A 20,571-nucleotide genomic window follows, 5' to 3' on the forward strand; every position below is an offset into this window, starting at 1 on the left:
ACGGGCAGTTTGCTGACTTAAACGTGTAATGTTGCACCGATATATGCAACCGCGTTAAGTTCGGCGAACAGCTACAGCGCGGAGGGGGCGATGTCTAATAATTATGCCGGAATGCGCAGGGCATTGCAGGGGCAACCGGAGGGAACGATCGAGCGCTGCGCGCAACGCCTTCTCAACATTCGCAAGACGCTGATGCCATTGCGCACCCAGAAGAAAGAGAGCTCGCTGCTGCTGGCGACCTGGAACATTCGCGATTTCGATTCCAATAAATTTGGCTTCGGTCCACGCCTTCCGGAGACCTTTTATTATATCGCCGAGATGATCGCCTGCTTCGATCTGGTGGCGATCCAGGAAGTCAACCGCGACCTTTCGGCCCTGGAAAAGGTGATGAAAATCCTCGGCCGGGAATGGGACTATATCGCAACAGATACGACGGCCGGTTCTGGCGGCAATTCCGAGCGCATGGCCTTCGTCTACAACACTGAAAAGGTCTGGTTCCGCAAGATAGCCGGCGAAGTCGTGCTGCCGGGAGGTCATCTCGTTGTTTCCAGCAAGAAGGTGAAGGCGCCGAAAGGCCAGCCCGATGTCGAGCCGAAGACGGTCGAGATGGAGCAGCAATTCGCCCGCAGCCCGTTTCTCGTGGCATTCCAGTCCGGTTGGTTCCGTTTTAGCCTCTGTACGGTGCATATCTACTACGGTGCGGATTCGGGCGAGCAGTTGAAACGGCGAATCGGGGAGATCAAGCAGCTCGTCGAATTTTTCGCCGACCGGCAGGATGAAGCCAGCAGCCAGGAACTCGACGTCAGCGGCGCCGTTGAAAACTATATCCTGCTTGGCGATTTCAACGTCGTCAGCCCCGAACATGAGACGATGAAGGCCCTGAAGAGCCACGGCTTCATGGTTCCGGCCGAGATCGACGGCAAGAAGGTGCGAAAGCTGGGCGACCATTTCTACGACCAGATCGCCGTGCGCGTGAAGGACAAGCGCTTCAAGGTGGTGACCGGCGGACTGATCGATCTTTATGCCGACGTCTTCCGCTCCACCGATGAGGACAGGGCCCTCTATGCGGGATTCCTGCCGAAGAGCGATCCGGAAGCAGATCCGAAATTCAAGGCAAAGACGCCTGAGGCGCTCTACGAGAAATGGCGGACTTGGCAGATGTCGGATCATGCCCCGCTATGGTTGGAGATCGATACCGATTTCACCGAGAGCTATCTTCAGAGGATTGCAGCCGGCGAGCCGCCCGGACCGAAGCCGGTCTAACGCAGCACCCCATCGAGCAGCGGCATACCGATGATCGCGGCGGCGGCGATCAGGACATAGCAGGCGATGCGGAAGGTCCGTTCCTCGGCGAGCCCGAACAGTTTCGAACCGCCGTAGAGCCCGACCGCATAGCTCGGCAGGGTGACGACGGTGAGTGCGAAGACGGCAGGTACGAATAGTCCGCCGACATAGTAGCTGATGACGCTTAAGACGGTCGAGATCGAGAAATAGAGAACGACATTCGCCCGCACGCGGGTGAAGTCGCTCTTGCCGCCGAGCCAATAGGCGACGACGGGCGGGCCGCCGAGTTGCGCGGCACCGCTGAACAACCCGGCGATCAAGCCGATGCCGCTCGTTAGCGGCGCGGATGGCTCGCCTTGGTAGCGCCATCCAGATACGAGGAGCGCGAGCAAACTGATCGCGATGATCGTGATACTCCAACGCAAGGGCAGCGGGTCGAGCAACGCCAGCATCGCCGTGCCGGCCGGTATGCCGAGGGCGGCACCCGCCGCCATGACGAAGACCTCGCGCCGGTTGGCACCGCGCCAGGCCGGCGGGATCATCCCGAGTGAGGCAATGCCGTCGATGACGATCAGAATCGGCGAGATCAACTTCGGCCCGACGATCGCGCCGCCCAGCGGAACGAAGATCAGCGCGGCGCCGAAGCCCGAAAAGCCGCGGGCAAGCCCGGCGATGAAGGCAAAACCCATCAGCGCATAGATGCCATGGTCGGGCAGGGCGGCGGTAAACCATGCGTGCACGCCATCGACCAGCGCATCGAGCGTCATGACATCAGACTCCGTGATTCGGGAACGGCAGGCGAGGAAGGTCTGCTCTCATAGCCCAATCGTTGCCGACGATCGAGCCGAAAGCGAGTAGCGGCCGCCGAGGCAGGCGGCCGCGAGATCATGATGATGAGATCGACACGAAGCTTGAGCGGCATCACGTCGATGCCGCCGCTCCCGCCTTACGAGGCGAGCATCAGGTCCATGTTCTGGACGGCGGCGCCCGATGCGCCCTTGCCGAGATTGTCGAGCAGCGCCACGAGGTTCACCTGCGAAGCGCCCGGGGTGCCGAAGACGAACAGCTTCATCGTGTCCTTGCCTTCGAGCTCGACAGCGTTGACACGGGGCAGGGCCTTGCTTTCGGCCAGCGGCACGACATTGACGATGTCCTGGCCGGCATAATGGGCGACGAGGGCGGCGTGGATGCTCTCCATCGTCGTGCCCTCGGCGAGATCGTCGAGGTGCAGCGGCACCTGCACGATCATGCCTTGCGCGAACTTGCCGACCGACGGCGAGAAGATCGGCGCGCGATCGAGTAGGCCGTGCACGGTCATCTCGGGCACGTGTTTGTGGGTCAGCGACAGGCCGTAGAGGAAATGCGGCGCGGTGATCGCATCCGGGTGGTCCGGATTTTCCATCTGCGCGATCATCTGCTTGCCGCCGCCGGTATAACCGGAGACCGCGTTGACCGTGATGGGGTAACCGTCCGGCAGAATGCCGGCGGCGCGCAGCGGCCGGATGAGGCCGATCGCGCCCGTCGGATAGCAGCCGGGATTGGCGACGAAACGGGCGGCCTTGATCCTGTCGGCCTGGGCGCCGTCCATTTCGGCAAAGCCATAGGCCCAGCCGGGATTGACGCGGAAGGCGGTCGAGGTGTCGATGACGCGCACATTGTTGTTGGCCGAAACCATCTGAACCGCTTCCTTCGACGCGTCGTCGGGCAGGCAGAGAATGGCAATGTCGGCGCTGTTCAGCATGTCCTCGCGCAGGGCGGCGTTGCGCCGCTCGGCTTCGGGAATGGACAGAAGCTCGACATCGCGGCGGCCGGCCATGCGCGTGCGGATCTGCAGACCCGTCGTGCCGTGTTCGCCGTCGATGAAGATTTTCGGTGCCATGTTAAACCTGCGCTTTCAATGGGTTCTGAAGGTTTCCGGATTCAGTTTGAGCGATGATAAGTCAGCCTTGTGACACGGCGATGGCGCGTCGCTCGGCATGAAGCCCCAGCATATACATCGCCACCGTTGCCCCCGCAATGGCGGTGATATCGGCATGATCGTAGGGCGGCGATACCTCGACGACGTCGGCGCCGCGGATATCGAGCTGGTGCAGACGCTGCAGCACCGAGAGGATCTTGGCGCTCGACGGCCCGCCGGCAACCGGCGTGCCGGTGCCCGGCGCAAAGGCCGGATCGAGGCAATCGATATCGAAGGTGAGATAGGCCGGCGCCCCGCGCGTGTGGGAGATGATCGCCGAGGCGATGTCGCTGGCGCTCATCTCCTCGACCTGATGACCGTAGAGGATATTGACGCCGCAATCCTCGGGCGCATGGGTGCGGATGCCGATCTGGATCGAGCGGTCGGGATCGATGATGCCCTCGCGGACGGCCCGTGCCACGAAGGAGCCGTGGTCGATGCGCCGGTCTTCGTCGAACCAGGTGTCCTGGTGCGCGTCGAACTGCACGAGCGCAAGCGGCCCATGTTTTGCCGAATGGGCTTTCAGCAGCGGCCAGGTGACGTAGTGATCGCCGCCGAGCGTCAGCAGGAAGGCGCCGCTGCCGAGGATTGTGTTCGCCTGGCGTTCGATGGCCGCGGGCGTATCCTGATGATTGCCATAGTCGAGCAGGCAGTCGCCGTAGTCGATCACCGCCATTTCGGCGAAGAGATCGCGGTTGAACGGATATTGCGGATCATTGTCGAAGATTGCCGAGGCGCGCCGGATCGCTTGCGGTCCAAAGCGCGTGCCTGGCCTGTTCGAGGTCGCGGCATCGAAGGGAATACCCCAGACGGCAACGTCGACGCCGGCAAGCTCCTTGGTGAAGCGGCGGCGCATGAAGGACAGCGCTCCGGCAAAGGTCGGATCGCCGGCGGCGGAGGTGAGGCTGGTGGCGGTGAAGGCGTGGTCAATCGATCTGTTCGCCAAGTCATGCTCCTTTTTTCGGTCGCAGAACCACAGTCGCGTTCGATGCGGACGCTGCATTGCATGACGCCGTTCGACACCGGAGCGTCGGGCGGCGGGTCTCACGCGAAGGATTGGCCGATCCCCTGCGCGCGCAGAAAGGGGTAGGCGAGGTGCAGGCAGATTTCAAGCAATCGTTCGGATGACGGCCGCTCATTGTCACCGAGCGGCCGTCCTTTTCCCGTCTGCCTCAGACCGGCTCTCGCAGGCACCACAATCCCGCGAGTGTCGTCAGCGCGGTTACACAGATATAGCCCACAAGCGGCCAGGCGCTGTCGCCGCCGAGCAGAAGCACGAAGACGGTTCCGGCAAAGCCGACGATGATGCTTTCGACACAGAAATACAACGCGACCGCCGTTCCTGCCGTGTCGCCAAAGGCCTCAAGCGCGCCGTTGGCGGTGACCGCCGTCGCAAGGACGATGCCGATCGCGATGATCCACATCGGCACGACGAAGCTGACAAGGGAAGGCTGCAGAAACACCTCTCCAAAAGCAAGCAGCACGGCGCCGAGAAGCAGCATCGCCATGCCTCTCGCAAGGCTGCCTGCAATGCCCCATCGCATGACAAAGCGTTTGGCGAATGGCGCCGTCACGATCATCACCAGCGCCACCGTGGCAAAGGCGACGCTGAAGGCGATGCCGGAAAAGCCGGCTTTGTCGATCAGGATACGGGGTGCCGTCGAGAAGAAGACGAAGAAGGCGCCCATCGCGGTACTGAAGCCTGATGTATAAACCCAGAAGGGAAAGCTTGTGAGGATCGGGCGAAGAGCAATCTTCGCGGTGGCGGCGGGGCGGGTCTCATGCCACCGCAAACCGGCATTGAAAAGGGCGGCAACCGAAAGCAGGCCGATGACGAGGAAGATGGCGCGCCAGCCGAAGCGATCGGCGATCAAGGCTCCGGCAATCGGACCCAGTGCAGGCACGAAAGAGAGGATGGAGCCGAGAAGGCTATAGATCGTGCTGCTTTCGGGACGCCCGGCGTAGACGTCGCGCACCGTTGCGAAAGTTGCTACCAAGGCCGCCGACGCACCGACTGCCTGCAGCAATCTCAAGCTCACGAAGAGCGGCGCCGACGAGGTGCCGGCAAGCAGCAGGGATGAAGCGGCAAAGGCCGCCGCGCCTGCGAGCAGCACGGGCCGTCGTCCAACAATATCGGAAATCGGGCCGAAGACGATCTGGCCGACACCGAGCACGAGCATGTAGAGGCTGAGGGTCAGTTGAATGACGGCCGGCGAGGTGCCGAGCGCAGCAGGCATAACAGGCACAATCGGCAGATAAATATCCATGGCCAGGGAGGTCAGGATGTCGAAAGGCGCCATCAGCGCCAAGGCTGCTGGCACGGAATAGGTCCAGCGCTGGATTTTGATATAAGACATGAGAAAGCATCCGCTCAAATGAGTTCATTCGGCGGCGATCTGTCTTTTCATCAATATCGGAATTGGCCGGACAGACGCCGCAACAACAGGGCAGAGTTGTTGCGGCCTATTTGTCTGCGGACTTGGTTGTTCCCATCATGCGACCCCGACTGCAGCTTCGCTTATTGCCGAAGCGCTTTGCGTCTTGTCTAGCAGCGTAGCCGAGGCGCGGCAACAGGAGGGCTATCCTGCTCGCGGCCCGACGATATGAATAAAGCTGGGGTTTAGTTGAATTCTTTTTAAAATCCACGCTTGCAGAAAATTGCATGATTACCTATGCAAGGCCGGGTTGCAGATTCGCCCTTATGGTCGGCAAGAGCATTATATTTTAGGAAATATTTACAGTGATTTACCGCAGAGAGATTGATGGCTTGCGGGCGGCCGCGGTGGTGCCCGTAATTCTGTTTCATGCGGGCTTCAGTCTCTTCACCGGCGGCTTCATCGGGGTCGATGTTTTCTTCGTGATCAGCGGCTTTCTAATAACCTCGATCATCCTTGAGGAGATGCGCAAAGGTACTTTCTCGCTAGTGGCATTCTACGAGCGCCGCGCCCGCCGTCTCCTGCCGGCCCTGTTTCTTGTCATCTTGTGCTGCTTGCCCTTCGCTTGGCTCTGGGTCATGCCGGAGGAGTTTCGTGACTTCTCCGACAGCCTGATTGCCACCAGCCTCTCCGGCGCAAATTTCCTGTTCTGGTTCAAGAGCGGCTATTTCGCGCCGGAGGCCGGAGAGGTGCCGCTGCTCCACATCTGGAGCCTCGCCGTCGAAGAGCAATATTACATGTTCTTTCCGCTGCTCGTGATCTTCATGTGGAAGCGTAAGCCGAACTGGCTCTTGGCAACCCTGGTTGCGATCGCGTTTGCCAGCCTTGCCTACAGCGAGTGGGCGTCCCGCGTCTTTCCCTCGGCCAATTTCTATTTCCTGCCCTCGCGAGCCTGGGAATTTCTGGCCGGGTCGATCTGCAGTTTCATAGAGTCGAAGGGAAAAAAGCGCGGCAGCGATCCGTTGTCGCTCCTTGGCTTCGGCATGATCGCCTTCTCCGTCTTCTATTTCGATGAAACCTCGCCCATTCCATCCACGCTGGCCGTGGTTCCGGTGGTGGGCGCGATGCTCGTGCTGCTCTTTGCGCGACAGGGAACCTGGGTGGCGGCACTGCTTTCGACCCGCGCCTTCATTACCGTTGGGAAGATCAGCTACAGCGCCTATCTGTGGCATCAGCCGATCTTTGCCTTTGCGCGCATTCGCAGCATTGATCCGCCTCCGATCACCGAGATGGGTGCTCTTGCCTGCTTTTCTCTTGTGCTCGGTTATCTCTCGTGGCGTTTCGTCGAGCAGCCGTTCCGCAGGAGCCAGCACCGATTGCTGCCGTCCCGTCGCGGCCTGACCCTATCGGCATCGGCGATGCTTGCCGCATTCATAGCGTTCGGGCTTTATGGCCACGATACCAGGGGCATCCCCTGGCGCCTGCCAGAGCCGATCAAGGATTTTATCGCGGACAGCGAATGGAGCAAGACGTGCCTTGTCGAAAGCGGCTCGGGCTGGGATGGGATGCCGATCAAGAACTGCATATTCAACGGCAGTCACGCGCAGATATATGCAATCCTTGGAGATTCCCTGGCATCGGCGCTGACGCCGGCACTTGCCAGGCGTCTGGATGGCATGAATATCGGCCTGGAGCAGATCACGCACAGTTTTTGTGCGCCGGTCGCCGACGTTTCGATGGTCCCGCTCCAGGCGCGTGAATGTGGCGCCTTCAACACCGCGGCGATAGATTATCTCGTCAAGAGCAAGGTGAAAACTGTCGTTCTCGCCGCCTCCTGGAAGATCTTTTTCGAGCAATCGCGATACGTGTTCAAGGGCGAGGAAGTCGCGAAGTCCGACGCAAGGCAGAGGTTAAGGGAAGCCTTCGACAAAACCGTCGCCGAGCTGACAGCGGCCGGCATCCGCGTCGTTATCGTCTATCCTCATCCGCGCGGTGACACGGAGATCGCAGCCAAGGTCGCCAAGCTGATGCACAAGGGCATGCCGGCGCCGACCATCACCATCCCTCAGGATGAATTTCTCCAGCAATCACTGCCGTCCTACGCCTATCTCGACGATCCGAAAGACAAGCATGTCCTGCGCGTCGATCCGGCCAAGATCTTCTGCGGGATAGAGGCGGGGCGATGCGATCTGGCGCGGGGAGGCAAGGCTTTGATTTTCGACAAGGTGCATTTCACCCCGACGGGGGCAGATGCCGTCGCCGACGAAATTCTGGTTGCTCTGAAGCGAGACGACATGACGGCGGGGAATGGCGTGGCGGCCCTCTCTTCCGACCAATTCTAAAGCGCGTCGCAATCTTCAGGCTTGCTTCTTCCGCCTTTTGTTTCACGCATGCCGCTACCGCAGAACCGCTGCATACGTTTGTGCGACATGTTTGAGGCTTGATATAAAAAGGGGTGGGGTGGTTTCGGCCGACATTCTGTCCGGGGGCAGCTTGCTTTAAGCCCGTTTCCCGGAATTCCCTAAGCCCGCAGGCTGCTGCACCTCTCAAGGAGTGTCCTTTGTGCGTCTTGAAGGACGCGCAGCGCTGCAATGGTTTTGTCCCTTTTATCGAAAGCCGATTGCAAAACAAAAAAGGCCGGGTTGCCCCGGCCTTCGTAATTCTGTCTGTCCGAAGCGATTAACGCTTGGAGAACTGGAACGAGCGGCGGGCCTTCGCCTTGCCGTACTTCTTGCGTTCGACGACGCGGCTGTCGCGGGTCAGGAAGCCGCCCTTCTTCAGCACCGAGCGAAGGCCCGGTTCGAAGTAGGTGAGCGCCTTGGACAGGCCATGGCGAACTGCACCGGCCTGGCCGGACAAGCCGCCGCCGGCAACGGTTGCGATGATGTCGAACTGGCCGTCACGGGCAGCCGCAACGATCGGCTGGCGCAGGATCATCTGCAGCACCGGACGAGCGAAATATTCCGCGAATTCCTTGCCGTTGACGATGATCTTGCCGGAGCCCGGCTTGACCCAGACGCGGGCGACAGCGTTCTTGCGCTTGCCGGTCGCATAGGAGCGGCCGAGCGAATCGACCTTGCGGACGTGAGCCGGAGCGGCTGCTTCGGAAACCGTGCCGAGATCCTTCAGGGAGGAGAGGTCAGCCATGATCAGGCGCTCCTTACATTCTTTTTGTTGAGCGCGGCAACGTCGAGGGCGACCGGCTGCTGGGCTTCATGGGGATGGTTGGAGCCGGCGTAAACGCGCAGGTTCTTCATCTGGCGACGGCCGAGCGGGCCGCGCGGAACCATGCGTTCGACGGCCTTTTCGAGGACGCGCTCCGGGAAGCGGCCTTCGATGATCTGGCGCGCGGTGCGTTCCTTGATGCCGCCGGCAAAACCGGTGTGCCAGTAGTAGACCTTGTCGGAATACTTCTTGCCGGTGAAAACCACCTTGTCGGCATTGATGACGATGACGTTGTCGCCGTCGTCAACGTGGGGCGTGAAGGTTGCCTTGTGCTTGCCGCGCAGGCGCATAGCGATGATGGAAGCGAGACGGCCAACGACCAGCCCTTCGGCGTCGATGATCACCCACTTCTTCTCCACCTCTGCAGGCTTCTGGGAGAAGGTTGCCATAGTGAATACTCTCTTTTGGGACCCTTGGCCCGAGGGCTTGAAGGGCGTTTCTTGTTGCTTGGATTGACAGGCTTGCGGCATGCCAAAAAGAAAGCAGCCCGGACAGGCTGCGTTCTGGGGCGGTGTATAGAGGGAATGTGACATTGGGTCAATATCGACTTTCCCGAGGGTTGGAAAAATACGTAAGTGAAAACAATTGGTTAGGTGTACGGTATTATGTTACCACACATTTGTCGGCTGAAGATCTGCCGTGCCTGACGCTTTTCTCGCCCCCTGCAGGGTTTGAAAGAGCACGCCACGGTCGAAAGCGGCGGCTAATCTTTGAACGCGCGCAGGCATGTCATCATTTCGCGAAGGCCGCGTGTCAGATGTTTGTCGCGGCGCAGAACCATGCCCAGGCGGCGCGTGAGCTTAGGCTGCAGCGATGACGTCGTCACCAGGCCGGCGCGGTCGCGCTTCAGCGCCAGCCCCGGCAGGATCGACCAGCCGAGGCCGACGGCCACCAGTTCCTTGATCGCCTCGATGCTGCCGAACTCCATCGCCGGCCGGGTACCGGTGTCCGGTGCGGTCAGCCATGCATCGATTGCCCGCCTCGTATTGCCGCCCTCATAAAGCAGCAATGTCCTGTCACGCATGAAGGCGGCGTCCGGTCCGCCGTCGGGGATCAGGCTGCCAGCGGGAGCAACGGCCAGCAACTCCTCCTCGTAGAACGGTTCGATCTCGAAGTTGCGCCCCGAGGCCGGCAGGGCAACGACGGCGATGTCGAGGCTGTTGGCCTCCAGATCACGCAGCACGTCGTCGGCATCGCCGATGCGCACGGTGATTTCGAGGCCGGGCATGGATTTTCTGGCGGCGGCAATGGCACGAGGAAGCAGGTGGATCGACGCCGTGCCGCCGCTGCCGATGCGCACGCGGCCGCTGGCGCCATCCCTGTAGGGCATCATCGCTTCTTCCGCCGCCGCCGATTCCTGCAGCAGTCGCCTTGCATGCGCGAGCAGGTCGAGACCTGCGGCGGTCGGCTGCGCTCGCCGCCCGACACGCTCGATCAGCCGGACGCCGAGCCGCTGCTCGAGCCCCTTGACCTGCAGGCTGACGGCCGGTTGCGTCAGTCCTTCCCTGTCGGCGGCGGCCGTAAAGCTTCCGAGATCGGCGACGTTGACGAAGGTTGCGAGTTGATCGAGGTTCAGCGCCATACAAAAGATTTTCTTATGGAGATTATAATATCCATAAGCTTCCTTCATGAGAATTTCCAGCCCATCCTTCGCGTGTTGAAGAAAGGTAGAAGAGATGGCCATGGAAATGAGCGAAACCCTTGAGACGTCTCGCGATATCGTTCGATCGAAAATTCGCCGGGCGGCGCGCTGGGGCCTGCGGCTGCTGGCGGCCATCGAGCATCGCCTGGAAAAGCGCCGCAGCCGCCGCACGCTTTGCGAACTCACCGACGACGAGCTCTGCGATGTCGGCCTGACCCGTGCCGAGGCGAAGGCCGAGATATCGAAATCCTGGTTCTGGTCCTGACTGCCGCCGCCGCGGAAAGAGCGGATCCTGCTCGAAATTGCCAGCGCCTTGTGGCAAAACGTTTGCTTGAAATCGAGCGAGCGCAGGGAGCAGCATCATGGCCGAAATCGTATCCTTCCCGGACACAGACAGGGCGAATGGATTGCTGCTCCGCTCGCTGCGTGACGGCGTGCTGCGCCTGGTGCTCAACGACCCGCCTGCCAATGCGCTTTCGATCGCGCTTCTCGAAGCGCTGATGGCCGAGCTTGAGAAGGCCGGATCGGATGCGGGTGTGCGCGTCGTCGTCATCGCCTCGATCGGCAATGTCTTTTCCGCCGGCCATGATCTGAAGGAGCTCACCGCCCATCGCGCCGATGAAGATCAGGGAGCTGCTTTCTTCGAGAGAGCCTTCCGGCTCTGTGCCGATCTGATGCTGAAGATTGCGCATCTGCCGAAGCCCGTCATCGCCGAGATCGACGGTCTGGCAACCGCGGCCGGCTGCCAGCTCGTCGCCTCCTGCGATCTGGCGATCTGCACCGACACTTCGACATTCTGCACGCCGGGCGTCAATATCGGCCTGTTCTGTTCGACGCCGATGGTGGCCGTCTCCCGTGCCGCGCATCGCAAGCAGGCGATGGAAATGCTGCTGACCGGCGAGACGATCGATGCCTCGACCGCCAAGGATTTCGGCCTCGTCAACCGCATCGTACCGAAGCAGTATCTGGCGCAGGTGGTTTTTAAATATGCGGCGGTGATAGCCAGCAAGTCGCCGCTGATCCTGAAGATCGGCAAGGAGGCCTTCAATCGCCAGCTCGAACTGCCGGTCGAGGCGGCCTATGATTATGCCGCCAAAGTGATGGTCGACAACATGCTGACGCAGGATGCGCAGGAAGGCATCGGCGCCTTTCTCGGCAAGCGCAAGCCGGCATGGAAAGGCGAATGAGTCACGCCAGTTTCAGAACCAGCCCGCCGATCGCGATAACGACGCCGGCGACGTAGCGCCAGATGCTGGCTTTTTCCTTGAAGACGGTGATCGAGATCACCAGCGCAAAGAGGATCGCGGTTTCGCGCAGGGCCGCGACGGTCGCGACTGGGGCTTTTGTCATCGCCCAAAGCGCCAGCCCGTAGGAAGCGATCGAGCCGGCGCCGCCGATGAGGCCGCGCCACCAGTTGCGACGGACGTGACGCGCCACGGCGAATGCGCCGCGCTGGGAGGCCGCCCAGGAAAACAGCAGCACCGGCGGCAGCAGCGACATCCACAAAGTGTAGGAAACCGCATTGCCGGAGATACGTGCGCCGATGCCGTCGACATAGGTGTAGCTGGCGATGACGCAGGCATTGGCAAGCGAAAGCAGGACGGCGCGGCTGCTGCCGCGCCGCGCCTCCAGCGCGAGTGTCAGGACGCCGGCGCAGATCGTCATCGTCCCCGCGAGAGCGCCGGCGGAAAGATTTTCTTTCAGGATGAAGCCGCTTGTCGCGGCGATCAGCAGCGGCGCGCAGCCGCGCATCAGCGGATAGACGAGGCCGATATCGCCGGCCCGGTAGGCCGCGGCCACCAGTTGGAAATAGGCGAACTGCAGGATGGCCGAGATGCCGATGAACGGCCAGGCCGCGCTGTGCGGCAACGGCAGGAACGCCAGGAACGGCAGCGCTGAAACCGCGCCGCCGGCCGAGATCAGCGCCGCATCGAGGGACTTATCGCTGCCGGCCTTGACGATGGCGTTCCATGTCGCATGCAGCAGTGCGCCGAAGAGAACGAGCAGGATGACGTCGAGTGGCAAGGGAGTGAATCCGAAAAAGATCAGGGAGGCGGAAAACGCCTCGCCTTCGGCGTTTCAAATTCCTGAAAAGACAACTGAGATTTGCACGAAAATACACGGCGGCGGTCGCGCACGCGTTCATATGTCGAATAGCATTCTTTCAGTATGGAAACAATCGCGGTGTATTGGAGCAATTTCTACGTGCGCTCGACATGCGTTCAATCCACACGATCGTTTCAACTATGAGATGTTTCTAATGGACGCAGGAACGGACAGAGGTATTATCGCGAACAAAAAGTGAAAATGCCTTCTGGCGCTAGGCGGACGAACATTCTATGCTGCTGAAATATAGATAATATTCTATAACTTTGACATACTGGAAATTTAAAGCTTCTGATTGTGTAATCTCTGGGAAATCGCACTGCGGGATTGAACCCGAGCCTTTCGCAACCGCGAAAGACGTATGGTTCCTGCAGGCCGTCAGGAATGGCGAAACCATCAGAGTTGATGATGCGGAACGAAAAGCATCCCGTCAAGGTTGTCGATGCTTTGGCAGTTCAGCACCGGGCAGCGGGGATTGTCTTTCGAGGGGATATGTGTCCACTCCGCATAATCGGTCGCATCACAATAATTGCTGTTGCGGACATAGCGATCGTAAAGCGGCAAGCCACGCGGCGACTGGTAACGGAAGATGACGGCGCCCTGATTGTGGATGGCGGCGCGCACGCTGGCGCAGCTCATGGTGAGTGGATTGTAGCGCGAAATCGCCGGCGCCGGCGATGCGGCGAGCACAAGCGTGAGGGCAAGAGCGATTTTTTTCATCGAATCATCCTCAGAGGGCATCCAATCCTATATACGGGCCAATCATATATACGGAAAAGCCACGCAGCCGGTTTCACGGAAACGCAAAAAAACTGCGGGCCGTGCCGGATGGCTTTCGGGAATGGAGAAGCGACCATGAACCACGACGCCTATACGGATGACTATCTCGCCGGAATCCTGCATTCCGTAAAGACCATCGCGCTGACCGGCGCTTCGCCCAATCCGGCGCGCCCGAGCAACGGCGTCATGGGTTATCTGCTGTCGCGCGGCTACGAGGTCATTCCCGTCAATCCGGGGCAGGCGGGCAAACAGATCCAGGGCCGCACCGTTTATGCCCGGCTCGCCGACGTTCCCGTGCCGATCGACATGGTCGACGTGTTTCGCGCCGCCGAATATCTGGATGGGGTGGTCGAGGAGGCACTGGCGCTGAGGACGTTGCCGCAGATCATCTGGGCCCAGCTTGGCGTCCGGGACGACGCGGCTGCCGCAAAGGCCGAGGCCGCCGGCATCAAGGTGGTGATGAACCGCTGCCCGGCGATCGAGTACCCCCGTCTCATTGCCTGATCTCATGACCTGAGTTGCGGTCCGCCGAGACGGGTTTTCCACCGAACGCCCAAGGGTGAAACGGATCGCGATTAACTTTCGCAAGCGAGAGGCTATGATCCCTCGCGTCAGCAATAACTGGAGGACGACATGGCCAAGAACGATCCGGGTTTCAACACGTTGGCGATCCATGCCGGCGCGCAGCCCGATCCGGCGACCGGGGCGCGGGTCACGCCGATTTACCAGACGACGGCTTTCGTCTTCAATGATTCCGATCATGCCGCCGCCCTCTTCGGCCTGCAGGCCTTCGGCAACATCTACAGCCGCATCATGAACCCGACGCAGGCCGTGCTCGAGGAGCGCGTCGCAGCACTCGAGGGCGGCACGGCAGCACTTGCCGTCGCCTCCGGCCATGCAGCGCAGATGATCGTCTTCCACACGATCATGCGCCCCGGCGAGAATTTCATCGCCGCCAACCGGCTCTATGGCGGCTCGATCAACCAGTTCGGCCATGCCTTCGAGAATTTCGGCTGGCAGGTGCGCTGGGCCGATCCCGCCGATCCGGCAAGCTTCGAAAGCCAGATCGACGAGAAGACGCGCGGCATCTTCATCGAAAGCCTGGCCAATCCCGGCGGCACCTTCGTCGATATCGCCGCGATCGCCGACGTCGCGCATCGCAATGGTCTGCCGCTGATCGTCGACAATACGATGGCGACACCCTATCTCATCCGCCCGATCGAGCACGGTGCCGATATCGTCGTGCATTCGCTGACGAAGTTTCTCGGCGGCCACGGCAATTCCATGGGCGGCCTCATCGTCGACGGCGGCACCTTCGACTGGTCGAAGTCAGGCAACTACCCGATGTTGTCGAGCCCGCGGCCGGAATATAACGGCATGGTCCTGCACGCCACCTTCGGCAATTTCGCCTTCGCGATCGCCGCCCGCGTGCTTGGCTTGCGCGATCTCGGCCCGGCGCTATCGCCCTTCAACGCCTTTCTGATTCTCACCGGCATCGAAACGCTGCCGCTTCGGATGCAGCGTCACAGCGACAATGCGATCGCCGTCGCAAAATGGCTGAAGGCGCACAGCAAGATCGCCTGGGTGAATTATGCCGGCCTCGACGACGACCCGAACCACGCGCTGCAGCAGCGATACTCGCCGAAGGGCGCAGGCTCCGTCTTCACCTTCGGCGTCAAGGGCGGCTACGAGGCGGGCAAGACCCTGGTCGAGGGGCTGGAGCTCTTCTCCCATCTTGCCAATATCGGCGACACCCGCTCGCTCGTCATCCATCCGGCCTCGACGACGCACCGGCAGCTGACCGACGACCAGAAGATCATCGCCGGCGCCGGGCCCGATGTGGTGCGCCTTTCCGTCGGCATCGAGGACGTCAAGGACATCATCGCCGATCTCGAACAAGCGCTCTCGAAGATCTGAGATCAGAGGAATCCATGGCGACCACGGCAAAATTCATCCCCTTCAGCATCGATGGTGTCGAGCCCGAGTTCGGCGCCCCGGAAGCTGAGCGGATCATCTCCGGCGATCCGCAATTCCGCAGCTGGAATCTCGAGGAGGCCGAAGACGGCCTCTATTCCGGCATCTGGGAGGCGACGCCGGGCAAGTGGCGGATCGTCTACGAGGAATGGGAATATTTCAGCCTGCTGTCCGGTCATTCGATCGTGACGGAGGAGGGCGGGGAGCCGGTGCATCTGAAGGCGGGCGACCGGATGATCCTCAGACCCGGCTTCAAGGGAACGTGGGAAGTCGTTGAAACGACTCGCAAGGACTATGTAATCAAGGTTTGAGCAGCGCGGGCAAACCGACGCTGACGATGCCGCGCCTGTGTCGCTTTGCGGCGATCAGGGCCTGTTTTTCTGCAAATGATAGCGCTTCTTTGCCGAATAGAACGCTTTTGACCAATCCCATTAATCGGGCCTACATCGTCAAAATGCTATATCTTATCCGCAGCGCATTGCGGACATGATGTCTCCTGCTGTCTCACAGACATGGTCTTGCAATCGATCTCTCCGGAATTTGCATGTCGTCGAATCTTGCGGGTAGGCACGTTCGAACTCAAACCTCTTCCATCGTAGCGACGACGGTCTGCTTCCTGGTCGTCGCCCTCGTGCTGACCGGCCTTATGGCGCATGTCGTCGTCACGATGACACGGTCGGCAAACGAGATCGATGACGCCAGGGCCAGTCGCGCCGCCGACGCAGCGATCGGAGCGTTCGTGGCTCGCCTGGGCGCGACAACGACGGACAATGCCGTATGGGACGATGCCTATAGTGCGACCTCATCGCCGACCGCCGCCGATTGGGCCTATGAGAACTGGGGAAAAACCAGCGCGGATTACCCGCTCTATGACGGCGCGATCGTGATCGGCCCCGACCGGAGTTCGGTCGTCTCCGCCTATGCCAAAGGCAAGCCTTTTCAGCCGGGCGCGTTTTTCGGCCAGGCCTTTTATGGGCAGATCAATGCTGCTGCCGATCCGGCGAAGGCGCCTGTGGTTAATTTTATCAAGACCGAAAGCGGTATCGCGCTGATCGCATCGCAGGCGATCCAGCCATTCGAGGCCGCCGGCGAGCTTCCGAAGCTCAGCACGCTGAGCTTCTACAAGGAATTTACATCAGAAGTTCTCGACACGCTCTCAAACGAACATGAACTCGAAGGCCTGCACCTCGAGGCGGCGCCAAAGCCGGAATTCCTGAACACGCCGATCAAGGACATGAAGGGGGCCGTCATCGGCTATCTTGTCTGGCCGAGCAAGGCGCCGGGAAGCACGGTATTTCATCAGGTGACACCTTATGTTGCGGCCTCCGTCGCCATCCTTTCGCTGTTCCTGGTCGGTGTTCTCCTGGTCGGCGCGTCCGAGGCGCGGCGCCTGCGCCAATTGGCGCAGGCAGCGCTTTTCGAAGCGGGTCATGATAACCTCAGCGGCCTGTTCAACAGACATGGGCTTCTCGGCCTGCTGGAAGACATCGGGAATTCGGACTCTGCGCCACTCCGGCTCTATCTGGTCGATCTTGACGGCTTCAAGGCCGTCAACGATGCCTGGGGGCATGCGGTTGGGGACGATTTGATCCGAATGGTCTCGAAGGCGCTGATGGCCTGTCACCCCGAAATTCTTGCCGCAGCCCGGCTGGGGGGCGACGAATTTGCGCTGGTGCATGTCGGATCCGCCACGTGCGAAGATATGGAAACGACCATCCTGGCGCTGTTTGCCGAGCCCTTCAAAATCGACGGACGAACAATCGAAGTCGGAGCAAGCATCGGCGCTGCGGTGCGCGACGGAGACGTCGAGCCCTTGGAGCTTCTGCGCAGGGCCGACATGGCGCTCTACCGTGCCAAGGCAAATGGCAGAGGCCAGGCGGTCGAGTACGCCCCCGAGCTCGACCAGGAGCGCCAACGGGTCGCCGAACTGGAAGGCCGCTTGAAGGGCGCCATCAAGAGCGGCGCAATCGAAGCCGTTTTCCAGCCGCTCGTCTCCGCCACCACCGGCGCCGTGACCGGCCTGGAAGCGCTGGCGCGCTGGCGAACCGCAACAGGAAACATCAGTCCGGAGGTTTTCATCCCTCTCGCCGAGCGGTGCGGCCTCATCGATGCGCTCGGTGTTCATATGCTGAGAACATCGATCGAGCATGCCAAGAACTGGCCCGATCTGGCATTGTCGGTAAACGTTTCGCCGGTCCAGCTCTGCAATCCCGAATTTGCCGCCGAGGTGATCTCGGTCCTGCAGGAGCTCGATTTCAATCCGAAGCGCCTGACCTTGGAGATCACCGAAGGCGTTCTGATGACAAATCCGGATCAGGCCCGGCGCTCGATCGACCAGCTCAAGCGCGTCGGCATTAAGTTCGCACTCGACGACTTTGGCTGCGGCTACGCCAGCATTGGCGCCTTGCGGCAGTTCGGGTTCGATCGCATGAAGATCGATCGCTCGCTCGTCTCCGCTCTCGATGAAGGCGCCAATGGCGCCGATGTCCTTCGGGCGACCATTTCGCTGGCGACCGCCTTGCAGATTCCCGTGACCGCAGAAGGCATCGAGAATAGCCGCCAGGCGGCGATCCTGCGCGAGGCCGGCTGCGATCAGCTTCAAGGCTATCTGATGGGAAGACCGATGTCGGCACACGACATATCCAGCAGGCTGGAAGAAGAGTCGGCCGCATGATGGCGTTGCCGGTGACCCCGCGGAGCGGTGACCGGTAACCGCCGACGGAAATTCAAAAGCCTGAAACGACATTTTTAGCCACGGCTGCGGCAATCCACCACAGCCATGCGTCAATCTATCCCAATGTTTTTGCTAAGGCTTTGTTAAATCCCGCATTCAATGGAAAGGCGCCCAGCGCAGTGTTTGACGCATGGCCGCGCATTCGGTTTCAACGGTCAAAAGCCGTCATCAAACTGTAATAATACGCGCCTAGCCCGCCTGATGTGACGCGACTTTCAGCGCCCGAGACAATGGACACCCCCGCCATGGCGCTGGTCTCGTCGTTCTTCAAATCCATTAGGGAAGCGCTTCATATGCTCACCAGGAAACTCCTCTCGGCCTGCCTCGGTGCGGGTCTGGTTGCCGCTCTGGCGGTTTCGGCGTCGGCTGCCGATATCACCGGCGCCGGCTCCACCTTCGTCTATCCGGTGCTGTCCAAATGGTCTGCGGACTATAACAAGCAGACCGGCGACAAGCTGAACTACCAGTCGATCGGTTCGGGCGGCGGTATCGCCCAGATCAAGGCTGCAACGGTCGATTTCGGCGCATCCGACAAGCCGCTCGAGCCTAGGGAATTGACCGATGGCGGTTTCGGCCAGTTCCCGCTCGTTGTCGGCGGCATCGTTCCCGTCATCAACGTCAAGGGCATCAAGTCGGGCGAACTGAAACTGACCGGCAAGGTTCTCGCCGACATCTATCTCGGCAACGTCACCAAGTGGAACGATAAGGCCATTGCCGATCTGAACCCCGGCCTGAAGCTGCCCGACAGCCAGATCGCCGTCGTCCACCGTTCGGACGGTTCCGGCACCTCCTTCAACTGGACCAACTATTTCTCCAAGGTCAACGAAGACTGGAAGAGCAAGGTCGGCGAAGGCACCGCCGTCAACTGGCCGGTCGGCATCGGCGGCAAGGGCAACGAAGGCGTCGCTGCCTACGTCACCCGCGTCAAGGATTCGATCGGCTACGTCGAATATGCCTACGCCCTGCAGAACAAGCTGCCCTACGCCCTGATCCAGAACGCTGCCGGCCAGTATCCGAAGCCGAATGCCGAAAGCTTCTCGGCCGCCGCCGCCAGCGCCGAATGGGCCAAGGCTCAGGACTTCTACCTGATCATGACCAACGCTCCGGGCGAAAAGGCCTGGCCGGTGACCGCCACGACCTGGGCGATCATGTACAAGGAACCGAAGGATGCGGCACGCTCCAAGGCTGCCTTCGCCTTCTTCAAGTGGGCGCTCGAAAACGGCCAGAAGGAAGCCTCTTCCCTCGACTACGTTCCGCTTCCGGAAGCCGTCGTGAAGCAGATCGAGGACTACTGGACAGCCGCGTTCAAGGGCTGATCCCTGTAAGACACGCGGTCGGGGCGGAAAGCGAGGTTTTCCGCCCTAGAACAGGATGATTTTAGGCCGAGCCGGCCTAAAATCTGAATCCTGTTCTAAATTAAGGGGTTAGAGCATGATGTCGCCCGAAAACCGCTTACAACTTTTCGGCATCATGCTCGAATACCTTTACCCCCTCAGCGCAGTTGAGCGTATTGATATGAGCGAAGCATCGGCATCGCTGCCCGTCTCCGGAGCGGGCGTGAAGCGTCGCGACGGCGCGACCGGCGATCGTATTTTCTATTGGATAGTTTTGGGCTGCGGCCTGTTTGTTCTGGCGGCATTGCTTGCCGCCGCGATCTCCATGGCCGTGAGCGGGTTTCAGGCGTTCCGGACCTTCGGCCTCGGTTTCCTCACCGGCACGGAATGGGATCCGGTCGCCGAGCAGTTTGCGGGGCTTGTGCCGATCTACGGGACGCTGGTCACCTCGGCGCTCGCCATGATCATCGGCGTTCCCGTCAGCCTCGGTATCGCGGTTTTCATTACCGAAGTTGCGCCGCGCTCCATTCGCGGGCCGATCGGCGGCGCCGTCGAGCTTCTCGCCGGCATCCCCTCGATCATTTACGGCATGTGGGGTCTTTTCACCTTCGCGCCTTTCATGTCGGATTACATTCAGCCGGTGCTGATAGACTGGCTGGGCCCGATCCCGATGATCGGCGCGCTGTTCTCCGGCGCACCGCTCGGCATCGGCATGCTGACGTCGGGCATTGTGCTGGCGATCATGATCATCCCCTTCATCTCCTCGGTCATGCGCGACGTTTTTCTCGTTGTCCCGGCGCAGCTGAAAGAATCGGCCTATGCGCTTGGTTCGACCAAGTGGGAGGTGGTGCGCGACATCGTTATCCCGCATACTCGCACGGCCGTCGTCGGCGGCATCTTCCTCGGTCTCGGCCGCGCGCTCGGGGAGACCATGGCGGTGACCTTCGTGCTCGGCAACACCCATAATATTGCGGTGTCGCTGATGGAGCCCGGCACCTCGATCGCCGCCACGCTCGCCAACGAGTTTGCCGAGGCTTCTGACGATCTTTACAGATCGTCGCTCGCAGCCCTTGGCCTCATCCTCTTCGTCGTTACCTTCATCGTTCTGGCCGCCGCCAAGCTCATGCTGGTGCGCATGGCAAAGCAGAGAGGGGAGTAAT

The 20,571-nt window shown here is 60.7% G+C and carries 19 protein-coding genes; 10 read left to right on the plus strand and 9 right to left on the minus strand.

The window, feature by feature from the left end:
* The first annotated feature begins 90 nt into the window (after positions 1-90).
* The gene (locus PO860_RS06030) at positions 91-1,263 is read left to right on the plus strand and encodes an endonuclease/exonuclease/phosphatase family protein (RefSeq protein ID WP_183606499.1); all 1,173 of its coding nucleotides are present in this window, start codon (positions 91-93) and stop codon (positions 1,261-1,263) included.
* On the opposite strand, the gene PO860_RS06035 is transcribed toward PO860_RS06030, so the two are convergent.
* The 4 genes from PO860_RS06035 to cml form a co-directional block, all read right to left on the minus strand.
* Positions 1,260-2,051: a sulfite exporter TauE/SafE family protein gene (locus PO860_RS06035; RefSeq protein ID WP_273884031.1), complete on the minus strand. Its 792-nt coding sequence runs from the start codon at positions 2,049-2,051 to the stop codon at positions 1,260-1,262. The genes PO860_RS06030 and PO860_RS06035 overlap by 4 nt on opposite strands.
* 179 nt (positions 2,052-2,230) lie before the next feature.
* On the minus strand, positions 2,231-3,163 hold the full coding sequence (gene argC, locus PO860_RS06040) for an N-acetyl-gamma-glutamyl-phosphate reductase (RefSeq protein ID WP_273884030.1): 933 nt from the start codon (positions 3,161-3,163) through the stop codon (positions 2,231-2,233).
* A gap of 61 nt (positions 3,164-3,224) precedes the next feature.
* Positions 3,225-4,187: an agmatinase gene (gene speB, locus PO860_RS06045; protein WP_273884029.1), complete on the minus strand. Its 963-nt coding sequence runs from the start codon at positions 4,185-4,187 to the stop codon at positions 3,225-3,227.
* A gap of 226 nt (positions 4,188-4,413) precedes the next feature.
* A complete protein-coding gene (gene cml / locus PO860_RS06050; RefSeq protein ID WP_183606503.1) occupies positions 4,414-5,598 on the minus strand; it encodes a CmlA/FloR family chloramphenicol efflux MFS transporter in 1,185 nt (394 codons plus the stop codon).
* 383 nt (positions 5,599-5,981) lie between these two features.
* Between cml and PO860_RS06055 the strand changes: the two genes are divergently transcribed.
* Positions 5,982-7,958: an acyltransferase family protein gene (locus PO860_RS06055; protein WP_273880657.1), complete on the plus strand. Its 1,977-nt coding sequence runs from the start codon at positions 5,982-5,984 to the stop codon at positions 7,956-7,958.
* Positions 7,959-8,295: 337 nt separating this feature from the next.
* On the opposite strand, the gene rpsI is transcribed toward PO860_RS06055, so the two are convergent.
* The 3 genes from rpsI to PO860_RS06070 form a co-directional block, all read right to left on the minus strand.
* The gene (gene rpsI, locus PO860_RS06060; RefSeq protein WP_003573972.1) at positions 8,296-8,763 is read right to left on the minus strand and encodes a 30S ribosomal protein S9; all 468 of its coding nucleotides are present in this window, start codon (positions 8,761-8,763) and stop codon (positions 8,296-8,298) included.
* 2 nt (positions 8,764-8,765) lie between these two features.
* On the minus strand, positions 8,766-9,230 hold the full coding sequence (rplM, locus tag PO860_RS06065) for a 50S ribosomal protein L13 (RefSeq protein ID WP_010069368.1): 465 nt from the start codon (positions 9,228-9,230) through the stop codon (positions 8,766-8,768).
* Positions 9,231-9,544: 314 nt separating this feature from the next.
* A complete protein-coding gene (locus PO860_RS06070) occupies positions 9,545-10,471 on the minus strand; it encodes a LysR family transcriptional regulator (RefSeq protein ID WP_411195999.1) in 927 nt (308 codons plus the stop codon).
* A 46-nt stretch (positions 10,472-10,517) separates the two neighbouring features.
* Here PO860_RS06070 and PO860_RS06075 point away from each other — a divergent pair, with 46 nt between their 5' ends.
* On the plus strand, positions 10,518-10,748 hold the full coding sequence (locus PO860_RS06075; RefSeq protein ID WP_183606506.1) for a DUF1127 domain-containing protein: 231 nt from the start codon (positions 10,518-10,520) through the stop codon (positions 10,746-10,748).
* Between the two features lie 97 nt (positions 10,749-10,845).
* Positions 10,846-11,670, plus strand: a complete 825-nt coding sequence (locus tag PO860_RS06080) for an enoyl-CoA hydratase (protein ID WP_183606507.1) — start codon at positions 10,846-10,848, stop codon at positions 11,668-11,670.
* A 1-nt stretch (position 11,671) separates the two neighbouring features.
* Here PO860_RS06080 and PO860_RS06085 read toward each other — a convergent pair whose 3' ends face one another.
* A complete protein-coding gene (locus PO860_RS06085) occupies positions 11,672-12,508 on the minus strand; it encodes an EamA family transporter (protein WP_273880659.1) in 837 nt (278 codons plus the stop codon).
* A 477-nt stretch (positions 12,509-12,985) separates the two neighbouring features.
* Positions 12,986-13,309, minus strand: coding sequence for a hypothetical protein (locus PO860_RS06090; RefSeq protein WP_273884028.1), 324 nt, complete (start codon positions 13,307-13,309; stop codon positions 12,986-12,988).
* Between the two features lie 135 nt (positions 13,310-13,444).
* Between PO860_RS06090 and PO860_RS06095 the strand changes: the two genes are divergently transcribed.
* The 6 genes from PO860_RS06095 (at position 13,445) to pstC (ending at position 20,570) form a co-directional block, all read left to right on the plus strand.
* Positions 13,445-13,873 (plus strand): CoA-binding protein, encoded by a 429-nt coding sequence (locus tag PO860_RS06095; RefSeq protein ID WP_183606509.1) that lies wholly within the window; start codon positions 13,445-13,447, stop codon positions 13,871-13,873.
* A 129-nt stretch (positions 13,874-14,002) separates the two neighbouring features.
* Positions 14,003-15,286 (plus strand): O-acetylhomoserine aminocarboxypropyltransferase, encoded by a 1,284-nt coding sequence (locus PO860_RS06100; protein WP_183606510.1) that lies wholly within the window; start codon positions 14,003-14,005, stop codon positions 15,284-15,286.
* Between the two features lie 14 nt (positions 15,287-15,300).
* Complete coding sequence (locus PO860_RS06105; protein WP_183606511.1) at positions 15,301-15,654, plus strand: cupin domain-containing protein; 354 nt, start codon at positions 15,301-15,303, stop codon at positions 15,652-15,654.
* A 233-nt stretch (positions 15,655-15,887) separates the two neighbouring features.
* Complete coding sequence (locus PO860_RS06110) at positions 15,888-18,017, plus strand: bifunctional diguanylate cyclase/phosphodiesterase (RefSeq protein ID WP_273884027.1); 2,130 nt, start codon at positions 15,888-15,890, stop codon at positions 18,015-18,017.
* Positions 18,018-18,370: 353 nt separating this feature from the next.
* Positions 18,371-19,393, plus strand: a complete 1,023-nt coding sequence (gene pstS, locus PO860_RS06115; protein ID WP_273884178.1) for a phosphate ABC transporter substrate-binding protein PstS — start codon at positions 18,371-18,373, stop codon at positions 19,391-19,393.
* Between the two features lie 199 nt (positions 19,394-19,592).
* Positions 19,593-20,570, plus strand: a complete 978-nt coding sequence (pstC, locus tag PO860_RS06120) for a phosphate ABC transporter permease subunit PstC (RefSeq protein ID WP_273884026.1) — start codon at positions 19,593-19,595, stop codon at positions 20,568-20,570.
* The last annotated feature ends 1 nt before the right edge of the window (position 20,571 follow it).

Origin of the sequence: Rhizobium binxianense, from assembly GCF_028994275.1 — a bacterium.
GTDB lineage: Bacteria > Pseudomonadota > Alphaproteobacteria > Rhizobiales > Rhizobiaceae > Rhizobium > Rhizobium binxianense.

Excerpts from the sequence above, each read along its gene's own strand:
- PO860_RS06110 (WP_273884027.1), top strand. The coding sequence starts at position 15,888 with ATGTCGTCGAATCTTGCGGGTAGGCACGTTCGAACTCAAACCTCTTCC.
- PO860_RS06030 (WP_183606499.1), top strand. The coding sequence starts at position 91 with ATGTCTAATAATTATGCCGGAATGCGCAGGGCATTGCAGGGGCAACCG.
- PO860_RS06075 (WP_183606506.1), top strand. The coding sequence starts at position 10,518 with ATGGCCATGGAAATGAGCGAAACCCTTGAGACGTCTCGCGATATCGTT.
- PO860_RS06095 (WP_183606509.1), top strand. The coding sequence starts at position 13,445 with ATGAACCACGACGCCTATACGGATGACTATCTCGCCGGAATCCTGCAT.
- PO860_RS06100 (WP_183606510.1), top strand. The coding sequence starts at position 14,003 with ATGGCCAAGAACGATCCGGGTTTCAACACGTTGGCGATCCATGCCGGC.
- PO860_RS06070 (WP_411195999.1), bottom strand. The coding sequence starts at position 10,471 with ATGAAGGAAGCTTATGGATATTATAATCTCCATAAGAAAATCTTTTGT.
- PO860_RS06035 (WP_273884031.1), bottom strand. The coding sequence starts at position 2,051 with ATGACGCTCGATGCGCTGGTCGATGGCGTGCACGCATGGTTTACCGCC.
- pstC (WP_273884026.1), top strand. The coding sequence starts at position 19,593 with ATGAGCGAAGCATCGGCATCGCTGCCCGTCTCCGGAGCGGGCGTGAAG.
- pstS (WP_273884178.1), top strand. The coding sequence starts at position 18,371 with ATGCTCACCAGGAAACTCCTCTCGGCCTGCCTCGGTGCGGGTCTGGTT.
- PO860_RS06090 (WP_273884028.1), bottom strand. The coding sequence starts at position 13,309 with ATGAAAAAAATCGCTCTTGCCCTCACGCTTGTGCTCGCCGCATCGCCG.
- rpsI (WP_003573972.1), bottom strand. The coding sequence starts at position 8,763 with ATGGCTGACCTCTCCTCCCTGAAGGATCTCGGCACGGTTTCCGAAGCA.
- PO860_RS06105 (WP_183606511.1), top strand. The coding sequence starts at position 15,301 with ATGGCGACCACGGCAAAATTCATCCCCTTCAGCATCGATGGTGTCGAG.
- PO860_RS06080 (WP_183606507.1), top strand. The coding sequence starts at position 10,846 with ATGGCCGAAATCGTATCCTTCCCGGACACAGACAGGGCGAATGGATTG.
- rplM (WP_010069368.1), bottom strand. The coding sequence starts at position 9,230 with ATGGCAACCTTCTCCCAGAAGCCTGCAGAGGTGGAGAAGAAGTGGGTG.
- cml (WP_183606503.1), bottom strand. The coding sequence starts at position 5,598 with ATGTCTTATATCAAAATCCAGCGCTGGACCTATTCCGTGCCAGCAGCC.
- argC (WP_273884030.1), bottom strand. The coding sequence starts at position 3,163 with ATGGCACCGAAAATCTTCATCGACGGCGAACACGGCACGACGGGTCTG.